The following is a 10,524-nucleotide window of genomic DNA, read 5'->3' as shown; positions in this document are numbered from 1 at the left end:
TATCGACGTACCCGGAGCGCAGTTCGGAGATGCTGAAGCAGGAAAATTTCACGGTTCTAGAGCACGACGAACTCCCCTCCTACGGAATCGGTCTGCTCGACGACCGGGTCGTCATCAGCTGTTACGAGCAGGAGAGTGGAATCGTCCAGGCGGTGGTCGATACCGACGTGCCGACGGTCCGCAACTGGGCGAACTCGGTCTACGACTCGTATCGATCCGACGCTCGACCGATCAAACCCAGACAGCTCGTGGAGGGATGATCGTACCGACAGTTCGGGTTCGAATTCGTGATCGGCCGTATTCTCGTGCCGAACGGCGAAGGCACCTTTCGTAGCACCGCTCCCCCGCGAGCGACCCGTTCGCTCGATAGTTGGATTGCTGCGGGCCTACGACCTGCTTTCGTCGGGTACTCGAACGGTTGATTCCCGCGTCTTCAGGCGCAGGACGAGCTCAATCGTCGAACGGGCAGCGGTTGACTCGTTTCCAGAGACCGCAGGAACGGCAGTACCTGCCGAAGCGGCACGACATAGCTACAACAGCCTCCGCTTCGTAGCGTCTCTAACGGGGACGTGGTAAAACCATGATAACCGATCTGCAAGTCACTCGCGGGGCAGCCCTCGAAACACTCGTCTCGATCGATCAGGACGTCGAGATGATCGTCAACACACCCGCCGAGGTGACGGGCGGCGACTAACCGGAGAGTCACAATGAGCAAATCACTCGATACCAACAAACTCGAACGGGAGGTCAAGTCGATGTACCAGGACGTCGCCGAGTCGTCCGGCGGGGAGTTTCACTTCGAGACGGGGCGCGACCTCGCCGAACGCCTCGGCTACGAGCCGGACATCCTCACCTACGTCCCCGACGAGGCGATCGATTCGTTCGCGGGCGTCGGGTACTACTTCGAGATGGCGGATCTCGAGCCGCGCGAGGACGTGCTCGATCTCGGCAGCGGCTCCGGAATGGACGCCTTCTATGCCGCGATGCACGTCACGGAGACCGGATCGGTTGTGGGCGTAGACATGACGCCCGCGCAGGTCGAGAAATCCAACGCCCTCGCTGCGGATAACGGCTTCCACAACGTCAGCTTCCGGCGGGGTTACATCGAGAGCCTGCCGTTCGACGACGAATCGTTCGACGCCGCGATATCGAACGGCGTGATCAATCTCTCGGCGAAGAAAGACCGGGTGTTCGAGGAGGCTCACCGAGTGCTGCGACCGGGTGGGCGCCTCGCCCTCTCGGATATCATCAGTGAGCGGCAGATGCCCGAGAGCATCAAGACCGATGCGGACCTCTGGGCGGCCTGTATCGGTGGCGCCGAACAGGTCGACAGCTACACGTCGCTCGTCGAAGCCGCCGGATTCGACCTCGAGGAGGTTCGGGAGAACACCGAATACGAGTTCCTCTCCGACCAGGCGACGAACGCGTGTCGGAAGTACGGTGTGAAAAGCATCTCGCTGAGTGCTCGCAAACGCTAGTCGGAAACTGACCGACGAAACTGATCTCCTCGAGTGATCTTCGCTCGACGACGGCGGGAACGATGGCGACGAGCCCGACGAGTACGGTGGGCGAGCACGTTACGGATCGATTCTCTCCGAGAGTGGGTCGGTCGCAAGCCCAAATCCGTTACACCCGGCCCTCCTCCGGTGATCTATGTCCGACAACCAACCGTCCGGGACGGGCGAAGCGGATATCGGTGCCGACGTCCTCGAGCGAACGACCGACCGGTTCGACGCCGACGCGGGTGCGCTCGAGGATGCACTCGTCGTCGTTCACTCCGAGCTGATCGGCCGTCACGCCGAGTTCGAGCGGGAGTACGACTACGCGACCGTCGACGGAACGCGAGCGTATCGCGTTCCAGAGCGGGTGTGGGACGACCTGTTCGACGAGTTCGAGTTCGACGACGCGGTCGCCGACGCGGTCGAATTTGCTCACACCGAACAGGCTCGGCTCATGTTCGCCGACGCCGTCGACGTCGACGAACGATTCGAGGACGACGACCGTGGCGTCGTCGTCGGCATCGATACTGCCGAGGAGTTCTAGTTCTCGACGGCGCGCAGGGAAACGCACACGTTTATTTTCGGCTAGCCGAGACGCACCCCTATGCCACGCGACTACGATCGGTCCGAGATTCCGGCCGTCTACGACCTCGAGAGCGTCGAACCCTACCGCGACGAGCCCGGCTTCCAGCAGGTGGTCTTTCGCGGCATCGACCAGCTGATCGGCTTCTCGCAGATCGGCCCCGAGAAGCCCGACGGCGAGCCACACACCCACCCCTACGAGCAGCTGAATATGCTCGTCGAAGGCCGGCTCGACTTCCTCGTCGACGGCGAGCGAATCGAACTCGAGCCCTACGATACGCTGGCGATCCCGCCCGAGGTGCCCCACACGTCACGGGCGCTCGAGGGGGAGACGGCGACGCTGCTCGCCTTCTGGCCGCTTCGAGAGGACCGGCTCGAGGGCACGGAGTATCAGCGGGAGTTTCCCGAACTATAGTCGACTCGCAGTGTGATCGGTTGCGAACTCGCGCTGGCCAACCGAAGTAATCAACTGTGTCCGGTCCGGGCGGCGTGAGAACCGAAATTATCGAATTGTGACGGTTGAATCGTCCCATTTCGACCGGCAAACGAACGGTCAACAATTAACGGGTCCGTTGCAGTAGGTTATCTGTGACCGAAAACGAAAGCGAGACGTTCGAGATCGGCTCGAAAACCGTCCACCGGCTCGGATTCGGCGCGATGCGCCTCTGCGGCGAGGAGATCATCGGCCCGCCCGACGACGAGGCGGCTGCGCGCGAACTGGTTCGAACCGCCGTCGATCGGGGCGTCGACTTCATCGACACCGCAGACTCCTACGGTCCGGGCGTCAGCGAGCGCCTCATCGGCGAGGCACTCGACGATTCCGACGACGTACTGGTCGCCTCGAAGGCGGGCCTGCTTCGCAACCGTGAGGGCGAGTGGCTCCCACACGGGGACCCCGACTTCATCCGCAATCAGGTGCTGTGTTCGCTCGATCGGCTCCGAACCGACACCATCGACCTCTACCAGTTCCACCGTCCCGACCCCGACACGCCGTTCGAGGACTCTGTCCAGGCGTTCGCCGAACTGCAAGACGAGGGGCTCGTCGAGCAGGTCGGGGTGAGCAACGTCTCGGTCGACCAGCTCGAGACGGCCCGCGAGCACGTCGACGTCGCGACGGTCCAGAACCGGTACAACGTCGGCGACCGCTCGGAGGCAGACGTCCTCGAGGCCTGCGAGGAGTACGACATCGGCTTCATCCCGTGGGCGCCGATCAACGGCGACGACCTCGAGAGCCACGGCGAGACCCTCGACGAGATCGCCGAGGACCACGACGCGACCCGGCGCCAGGTCGCGCTGGCGTGGCTGCTCGAGCGATCCGACGTGATCCTCCCGATCCCGGGCACCTCCGATCCCGACCACCTCGAGTCGAACCTCGCGGCGTCGCAGCTCTCGCTGTCCGACGACGAGGTCGCCCGGATTACCGACCTCGAGAACTGAGCCGCCGGCATCCTTTTGGTCGCTTCTCGAGACGGTTCGGGTATGGGCTACGATACCGCCTCGCGGAGCGACGTCGAATCGATCATCCCCGAGAACGCTGGCGGGATGTGGTTCCTGAAAGAGGCGCTCGGAACCGACGAGCTCGGCCTGACGGTGCTCGAGCTCGAGCCCGGCGTCGAGGGCAAGGAACACGACGAGATCGAGACCGGCCAGGAAGAGGTGTACTACGTCGTCGAAGGTCGCGTCGATGTCGAGGTAGACGGCGAAACGGTGTCGCTCGAGGGCGGCGACGCGATTCGCCTCGATCCCGAGGAAACGCGCCAGATCCACAACGGCGGGGACGAGCGGGCGACGCTCGTGCTGGCCGGCGCGCCGCTGTAACGTCTGAAACGGCCGCCGTTTCGGGAACGAGGTTCCGTTTTGCTTGTCGGAACGGTCGCGGTGGCGCGTGCTGAACTGCAGTGAGCCGACGGCGAACTGCAGTTCGAAACCGCGCGAGGGAGGAGTGAGTGAGCGGTCGAAGACCCGCGAACGAACCACTCGGCTGGGGAGGGCGTGGCGATCCCCTGTGTTCGGATCGGGTAGAGAGCGAACGACATTCTCCCGGAAGCATGAGGTCAGCAGTGGTTTTCCGCTGCCCTCGAGGGAGGCGTCGGCTTCGATCGAAGCTCCAAGGATTCGTTTAGTTCTCGTTCAGTTCGTCACCAGAAAATTCGGGTGTGAGAATCGAACCACGGTCGTTTCGCTCACTGCGTTCGCTCCACTCCCTGGTTCGATCTCGCCTTCCGGCTTTTCCACTCCTCGCTTCGGTCGTCGTGAAAAAGTCCGGGTGCGAGAATCGAACCCGCGTCTCAGCCTCCACAAGGCTGAAGGATAACCACTACCCCAACCCGGACACGCTTACACCTATTCCTACACGCGGTTGGCCTGAAATACGTTACGACTCGAGGACGGGAGCGTGCGACTCCGTGTCGTGCGTTTTCGCCGCCACGCTTCCGATTACGGTTCGGCTTCGTCTTCGTTCTCCCGCGCACGCTCGCGGGTCACTTACGTTCCCCGTCTGCTCGCGGGCGCCAAGCGCCCGCTCGCACGGTCCGCGGGACCGTTGGTCCCGCGCTACTCGCTGTTCGCGGTTCTCGCTCGCTACGCTCGCTCACGGGTCGTCCCTCCCCGCTCGCATCCGCGGTTCTCACTCACTTTGTTCGTTCCGAACCGCGCTCGTTCCGAACCGCGCTCGTTCCGAACCGCGCTCGTTCCGAACCGCGCTCGCTTCGAACCGCGCAACCGAGACGCTTTTCGGCCGACCGCCCCTACCTCGAGCAACGCCGTGGCTATCACCGACAAGATCTACGTCAAGAACCACCGCCAGCTCGCCTCCCAGCTCGAGACGAACATCCCGAAGGGGGCGTTCAAGGGTGCGACGCTGGATATCCTCTTCCAGGGCGAGGGCCTCGAGAAACTCGACGAGGCGACCCAGGAGCGGGTGCTCGACTTCTCGAGTGACTTCCTCGATTGTGACTGCGACAACAACCCCTACTGTGGCTGCCCCGAGCGGAAGTTCATCAGGTACCTGCTCGAGCTTCGCGCCCAGGGGCTGGGTCCCGACGCCATCGTCGACGTGATGACCGACGACTACATGGTCTACGCCTACTCCGGCGACGTACTCTCCTTTCTGGACAGTGGCGTCCGCACGCTCGAGGCCGCCGAGGGGCTCGCCGAGGTCGAGGGGACACGGGAGACCCGAGAGGAGATCAGGCGAGCGAAGCGGGATCTCGCGAGGTAGTCAGCGCAGCTGCGACGGTTCGTCGGCGTCGTCCAGGTCGTCCAATAGAAGCACTTCGTCCTCGTCCTCGAGGCGGTCCTGCAGCTCGGTGACGTAGGACTTGTACTCGTCTAACTGTTCGCGCAGGTGGTCGGCCTCGAGCTCGAGGCGTTCGTGTTCGCGGATGAAGCTCTTGGGCACCTCGACGGTCGGGGGAAAGGCGAGGTCCTCGTCCCCCCCACCGCGTTCCTCGAGGTCGGCCTCGGGGACGACGGCGACCTGGCCGTCGTGGTCGACGAGCTGGTCGACGTAGTCACGGAAGACGGCGGACAACGAGATGTCGCGCTCCTCGGCGATCTCCTGGAGCGACTCGAAGGCGTCTTCGCTCACGCGAAACGAGATCGTCTTGTTCTTGTTGCCCATCGCTTCGTACTCATCGGCCGCGATACTTAACGATTCGTCAGACGAGCGATCCGTTCGCCGGTGCTGCCGACGCACCGCTGACGCAGGGGCGAACGATCGAGAGGGCTATCAGCGCCGCCCCCGAACCCTCGAGCGATGCTCACCGACACGCCCGGGCTCCACCACGTGACCGGAATCGTCGGCGACGGACAGGCGGCGATCGACTTCTACGCCGGGGTGCTCGGACTGGAACTCGCGGCGCTGACGGTGAACTTCGAGGACGTCCTCCAACACCACCTCTACTTCGGCGACGAGCGGGGCTCGCCGGGAACGGTATTTACCTGCTTCCCCGACCCCCACGCCGATCCGGGCCGGATCGGGACGCCCCAGGTCGCCTCGGTCGCGTTCGCCGTTCCCGACGGCGCCCTCGAGTACTGGCGAGCGCGACTCGAGAGCTACGACGTCGCGGTCGAGGGGCCGTCCGAACGGTTCGGCGAGCGAGTCCTCGAGTTCCGGGATCCGTCGGGAACGCGTCTCGAGCTAGTCGCGACCCCCGACGGCGACGGGCGAGAAGCGGTGGAGCCGACCGACGAGTCCTCGCGACTCGAGCCGACGATTCCCCGCGCTGCTGCGATCCGGGAACTCCACGGCGTCTCGCTGCTGTCGGTCAACCCCTACGCGACTGCGGGGACGCTCGAGACGCTCGGCTTCGACGCCGTCGGCGAGGAGGGCGACCGCGTGCGCTACCGGGCGCCGGGGTCGCGAGCGACCGTCGTCGACGTGCTCGCTCGAGACGCTCCGTTCGGCCGGGAGGGACCGGGGACGATCCACCACGTCGCGGTTCGCGTCTCGAGCGAGGAGGATCTGCACGAGTGGCGAGAGCTCTTCGCCGACCGGAACCACGACGTCTCTCGGGTGAAGGACAGACACCTCTTTCACTCGCTGTACGTCCGCGAACCGGGCGGGATCCTGTTCGAGCTGGCGACGGAGACCGACGGCGTCGCCGTCGAGGATTTTCCCTCGGAGCCGTCGCTGTACCTGCCCGAGTGGTTCGAGCCGGACCGCGAGCTGATCGAGAGCCAGCTGCCGGAGCTGACGGGACCCCGACCGGAACCGAACGGAAGCGACTCGAGCGACCGATGACGGACTCGAACTCCCACGAGTAGAATCCGCACGTGGAGCAACCGCTGGTTACCGCGGGAGCACCGGCCGCAGCGGCCGATGTCGCCGTCGTCGCCTGCCACGGCCGCGGCGCGACGGCACAGGGAATGGTGAACCTGCTCGAGCCGATCTACCGCCACGGCGTCGCCTTCCTCGCGCCGCAGGCCCACCGGGGCAGCTGGTACCCGCGGTCGGCGACCGCACCGCGAGCGGCGAACGAGCCGGCGCTGTCCTCGAGCGTCGAGTCGGTCGGCGCCGCGCTCGAGTCGGCTTGCGATATCGGAATCCCCGCTGAGCGGACGGTGCTCGTCGGGTTCTCCCAGGGAGCCTCGGTCGTCGCGGAGTTCGTTCGTCGGCAGCCGGGGCGGTACGGCGGCGTGTTCCTCCTCTCGGGCGGAATGCCGGGCGGTCCGGAGGACGACCGTTCGGTACGGGGCAAACTCGAGGGAGCGCCCGCGTTCGTCGGCTACGGCGCGGACGATTCCCGCATCGACCTCGAGCGCGTCGCCGAAACGGGACGTGCGCTCGAGGACGCCGGGGCCGAGGTCACCGAACGGCGCTACCCCGGAGTGGGACACGAGGTTACCGACGACGAGTTCGAGGCGATCGGCGCGCTGCTGGAGTCGCTGTCGTCGTAAAAATCGAAGCCGGTTACGGACCGATCAGGCCGTCGCTTCGGCGTCCTCGACGTTCTCGAGGCTCTCCAGGGCCTGGATCACGTCGCGGCGGTAGTTCTCGACGGGCGAGTCGTAGCGCTCGCGGGCCATCTGGGCGTACTCGTTGGTCGGGGCGGTCGAGCCGCTCTCGGGCGCTTCCTGCTCGTCCTGCCAGGCCTCGAACTCCTCGATGCGGTCGAGGGTTCGTTCGGCGGTCTCGACGACCCAGCGGTCGCGGGTCGCCTCGTCGACGATCGAGATGGTCTCGGGGCGAACCGAGACGTTGACCGTGCCGTCCTCGGTCTCGTACGTCCGGGGTTTGCCGACGACCGAGACGTACGCCGGCGGCTCCGTGTCCCGAAGGACGGAGGCGGCCTCGGGCTGGTACTGGCCGGCGTAGACGAAGAACGTCCCTGTCGGGTCGACGACGCGGCCGCGCCAGTACTCGCTGTCCTCGCCGACGTCCTCGGTCTCGGTCAGCGTCCCGACGGCGAACACGCGGTTCGCCCGGTCGCCCGTCGGAAGCAGGGCGTAGTTGGGGGCGCGCTCGTCGTCGCTTTCCTTGAACGTGTACGTCGAGTCGTTGAATTCGGAGGCGAAGACGCGACGCGCGACTTCGCGGGTGAGTTCTGCCTGAGACATTTACATCGACCTCGCTTTGATCAGCAGCTGTTCGGCATCGGCGGGCCCGTCGAGTTCCTCGACGTCGTCGGCCAGGACGTAGCGACCGAACGTCGGCCCCTCGATCCGGTAGTAGGTGCCGACGACCAGGTCGCGAATCTCGTCGGCGACGACGGTCGTGTCGAGCGCGTCCATCGCCATGTCCTTGGCCTCCTCGAGGCTGATCCCAGTCAGGTTCTCGGTGGCGTCCTTGTCGAAGATGACCTCGTGGGCGTCGAGCCCGTCGTCGACGACGGCCTTGATGCGCAGATCGAACTCGCCTTCGACCTCGCCGTGTTCGTTACAGCGGCCGTTCTGGAGGACGCGGGTGCAGTCCTCCTTCGGGCAGCGCTTGATCAGCCCGCTGCCGCTTTGCATGTCGACGAGCGCGCCTTCGATCTCGCTCGTGTCGTCGCCGACCTCGAGCTCCTCGTCGAGCTCTTCGACGACGGTCGTGCTGTTGAGTTTGACCGAGTACCGTCCCTCGTACTCGTCGGTGACGACGTTACGTAGTTCGTAGACGCCGCCCTCGTCGAGGGTCGGGAGTTCGGATTTGGCCCACTTGGTGAACTTGATCGTCCCCGTCGGGTCGCCGAGCAGGCCGACCTGGGCGACCGAGTCGCTGCGGGGCTCCCACAGCTCGATGACTTTGGCCGTGATGTCGATCCACTGCTCGGGCTCGTCGACGTCCTCGATATTTGCGGCCTCGCTCGAGCCGCCCGCGAGGTCCTCGCGTTCCAAGCCGGCCTCCTCGAGGTAGTGGTTGGTGACGCTCCGGCGCGCTTCGTCGATCGGCACCTTGTACTCGTCGACGAGCGTCGTCAGTCGATCCTCGACGTCGTCGACCGAGACGTCGATGTGGTCCGAAAACTGGTCGTGTATGTCGTCCGCGTGCTGTCGTACGTCGCTCATTGTGTCACGCCTCCTCTTCGGTTTCACTGGGAGGCATACCGACGTTCGCTCCCGATCGTATTTAAACTGCCGGCACCGGAGCGAAAGTGTTCCAGTCGGGCGATTACGGCGATTGAACCTCGAGCTCGAGGGCGTTGGGCAACACGGCGTTGGCGGCGTACCCGCCCTCGTTCCAGGGGAACTCGTCGTCCGCGAGGGCGTCGCGCCAGGCGTCGGGGTTCGAGATCCGCATCGGCTGGCGTCGCCCCCACTCGTCGGTCGCGCGGGAGGCCAGCACGTACTCGCCGGGCGTCGCTTCCCAGTCGTACCGGAACAGCCGCCACGCGCCCGCGTAGTCGGGGCCGAACAGCTCCGCTTCGGCCCAGCTGTCGCCGCCGTCGGTCGACACCTCGACGCTCGCGACGTCGTCGTCGCCGGCCCACGCGACGCCCGTGATCTCGACCGTTCCGTCCTCGGGGACGGTGACGGGCGACTCGCCGTCGGGTTCGCCGATGACCGACATCACCGTCTGGTCGAACGCGTATGGGTGGTCGGGCTCGCCGTCCTCGAGCTGGTCCCAGGTGTCGACGCGCTCGACGGTTTCGTTGACCTCGGGTTCGACGCCGTCCGGGTGGATTCGGTAGGCCTCCTGCTGCCAGTAGGCGTGGTCGCCGGGCCGATCCAGCGACTCGTCGGTGACCATCCCGTCCATCAGGCGGAGCTCGTCGAGCCACTTGACGCTGTTGACGCCGTACCAGCCGGGGACGATCAGCCGAACGGGGAAGCCGTGTTCGCGAGGGAGCACCTGCCCGTTCATCTCGTAGGCTAGGATGCAGTCGTCGACCGCCTTCGAGAGCGGGATCGACCGCGCGAAGACGTCCTCGCCGTCGGAGGGATCCCCGCCAATCGCCGTGAGCCAGGCGTCGTCGGGGACGTCCTCGAGTTCCCCGCGCAGTACGGAACTCACAGGCGTTCCCGACCAGACCGCGGTGCCGGCGGCCTCGTACCCCCACTGGACGCTGCCGGTCTCCGGGCGGTGCTGGCCGCGGCCGTTGCCCGCACACTCCATCGTGTGTGCGACCGCGACAGTCGGGAACTCCTCGCGGATCTCGGCGACCGAGTACGCGTCCTCGAGATAGCCCGTCAGCGATATCGTCCACTCGCCGTCCCCGTCGGTGTCCGGGATATCGTTTCGGTGGCAGACGAAGTGTTCCTCGATCGGCGTCAGCCAGTTCGCGTACGTCTTCCTGTCGGCTGCCCCGACGACGGTGTACTTGTCGGCGTCGTCGCGGGCCTCCTCGACGCCACCCTTTCGCTCGAGGATCGCCTCGATCTCGTCGTGACGGCTCGCTCGAGACTGTTCCGTGCCCATAGTGTTCGTGAAACACGAATCGAAAAAACGGTTCCCCCTGATTCGGACTCCGGGACGGGTCCGACGGCCGGCGACGTCGGCGACGGGACTATGTGTCCGCCC

At 65.5% G+C, this 10,524-nt stretch carries 12 protein-coding genes, 1 tRNA gene and 1 pseudogene; 9 read left to right on the top strand and 5 right to left on the bottom strand.

Annotated elements, in window-relative coordinates:
- The 6 genes and pseudogenes from ACNA7R_RS07800 to ACNA7R_RS07775 form a co-directional block, all read left to right on the top strand.
- Window positions 1–260 (top strand): annotated as a pseudogene (locus tag ACNA7R_RS07800) (MarR family transcriptional regulator); the annotation flags it as partial.
- 447 nt (window positions 261–707) lie between these two features.
- Complete coding sequence (locus ACNA7R_RS07795) at window positions 708–1,478, top strand: methyltransferase domain-containing protein (protein ID WP_416283002.1); 771 nt, start codon at window positions 708–710, stop codon at window positions 1,476–1,478.
- Window positions 1,479–1,653: 175 nt separating this feature from the next.
- Entirely contained in the window at window positions 1,654–2,043 is a 390-nt protein-coding gene (locus ACNA7R_RS07790) for a hypothetical protein (RefSeq protein ID WP_416283001.1), read from the top strand.
- 60 nt (window positions 2,044–2,103) lie between these two features.
- A complete protein-coding gene (locus ACNA7R_RS07785) occupies window positions 2,104–2,496 on the top strand; it encodes a cupin domain-containing protein (protein WP_416283000.1) in 393 nt (130 codons plus the stop codon).
- A 173-nt stretch (window positions 2,497–2,669) separates the two neighbouring features.
- Window positions 2,670–3,518: an aldo/keto reductase gene (locus ACNA7R_RS07780; RefSeq protein WP_416282999.1), complete on the top strand. Its 849-nt coding sequence runs from the start codon at window positions 2,670–2,672 to the stop codon at window positions 3,516–3,518.
- 42 nt (window positions 3,519–3,560) lie between these two features.
- Window positions 3,561–3,899, top strand: a complete 339-nt coding sequence (locus tag ACNA7R_RS07775) for a cupin domain-containing protein (RefSeq protein WP_416282998.1) — start codon at window positions 3,561–3,563, stop codon at window positions 3,897–3,899.
- A 442-nt stretch (window positions 3,900–4,341) separates the two neighbouring features.
- On the opposite strand, the gene ACNA7R_RS07770 is transcribed toward ACNA7R_RS07775, so the two are convergent.
- Window positions 4,342–4,413 (bottom strand) — tRNA-His (locus ACNA7R_RS07770).
- A 432-nt stretch (window positions 4,414–4,845) separates the two neighbouring features.
- Between ACNA7R_RS07770 and ACNA7R_RS07765 the strand changes: the two genes are divergently transcribed.
- Window positions 4,846–5,301 carry a DUF5814 domain-containing protein gene (locus ACNA7R_RS07765; RefSeq protein WP_416282997.1) on the top strand — a complete coding sequence of 152 codons (456 nt, stop codon included), beginning with the start codon at window positions 4,846–4,848 and terminating at the stop codon, window positions 5,299–5,301.
- Here ACNA7R_RS07765 and ACNA7R_RS07760 read toward each other — a convergent pair whose 3' ends face one another.
- The gene (locus ACNA7R_RS07760) at window positions 5,302–5,703 is read right to left on the bottom strand and encodes a ribbon-helix-helix protein, CopG family (RefSeq protein ID WP_416282996.1); all 402 of its coding nucleotides are present in this window, start codon (window positions 5,701–5,703) and stop codon (window positions 5,302–5,304) included.
- 135 nt (window positions 5,704–5,838) lie between these two features.
- On the opposite strand from ACNA7R_RS07760, the gene ACNA7R_RS07755 reads away from it, so the two are divergent.
- Both ACNA7R_RS07755 and ACNA7R_RS07750 read left to right on the top strand, forming a co-directional pair.
- The gene (locus ACNA7R_RS07755) at window positions 5,839–6,825 is read left to right on the top strand and encodes a VOC family protein (protein ID WP_416282995.1); all 987 of its coding nucleotides are present in this window, start codon (window positions 5,839–5,841) and stop codon (window positions 6,823–6,825) included.
- Between the two features lie 32 nt (window positions 6,826–6,857).
- Window positions 6,858–7,481: an alpha/beta hydrolase gene (locus ACNA7R_RS07750; protein WP_416282994.1), complete on the top strand. Its 624-nt coding sequence runs from the start codon at window positions 6,858–6,860 to the stop codon at window positions 7,479–7,481.
- Between the two features lie 24 nt (window positions 7,482–7,505).
- On the opposite strand, the gene ACNA7R_RS07745 is transcribed toward ACNA7R_RS07750, so the two are convergent.
- From ACNA7R_RS07745 to ACNA7R_RS07735, 3 genes are all read right to left on the bottom strand, one after another.
- Window positions 7,506–8,141, bottom strand: a complete 636-nt coding sequence (locus ACNA7R_RS07745) for an RPA family protein (protein ID WP_278290144.1) — start codon at window positions 8,139–8,141, stop codon at window positions 7,506–7,508.
- Window positions 8,142–9,071, bottom strand: a complete 930-nt coding sequence (locus ACNA7R_RS07740) for a replication factor A (protein WP_416282993.1) — start codon at window positions 9,069–9,071, stop codon at window positions 8,142–8,144.
- Between the two features lie 103 nt (window positions 9,072–9,174).
- Window positions 9,175–10,422, bottom strand: coding sequence for a sulfite oxidase (locus ACNA7R_RS07735; protein WP_416282992.1), 1,248 nt, complete (start codon window positions 10,420–10,422; stop codon window positions 9,175–9,177).
- Window positions 10,423–10,524: the final 102 nt, after the last annotated feature.

Source organism: Natronococcus sp., from assembly GCF_047921035.1.
GTDB lineage: Archaea > Halobacteriota > Halobacteria > Halobacteriales > Natrialbaceae > Natronococcus.
Note: the sequence above shows the minus strand (reverse complement) of the source record. Positions and strands in the feature narration are given on the sequence as shown.

Coding starts and splice junctions, on each gene's coding strand:
- ACNA7R_RS07795 (WP_416283002.1), top strand. CDS start 708: ATGAGCAAATCACTCGATACCAACAAACTCGAACGGGAGGTCAAGTCG.
- ACNA7R_RS07790 (WP_416283001.1), top strand. CDS start 1,654: ATGTCCGACAACCAACCGTCCGGGACGGGCGAAGCGGATATCGGTGCC.
- ACNA7R_RS07785 (WP_416283000.1), top strand. CDS start 2,104: ATGCCACGCGACTACGATCGGTCCGAGATTCCGGCCGTCTACGACCTC.
- ACNA7R_RS07775 (WP_416282998.1), top strand. CDS start 3,561: ATGGGCTACGATACCGCCTCGCGGAGCGACGTCGAATCGATCATCCCC.
- ACNA7R_RS07760 (WP_416282996.1), bottom strand. CDS start 5,703: ATGGGCAACAAGAACAAGACGATCTCGTTTCGCGTGAGCGAAGACGCC.
- ACNA7R_RS07755 (WP_416282995.1), top strand. CDS start 5,839: ATGCTCACCGACACGCCCGGGCTCCACCACGTGACCGGAATCGTCGGC.
- ACNA7R_RS07745 (WP_278290144.1), bottom strand. CDS start 8,141: ATGTCTCAGGCAGAACTCACCCGCGAAGTCGCGCGTCGCGTCTTCGCC.
- ACNA7R_RS07740 (WP_416282993.1), bottom strand. CDS start 9,071: ATGAGCGACGTACGACAGCACGCGGACGACATACACGACCAGTTTTCG.
- ACNA7R_RS07735 (WP_416282992.1), bottom strand. CDS start 10,422: ATGGGCACGGAACAGTCTCGAGCGAGCCGTCACGACGAGATCGAGGCG.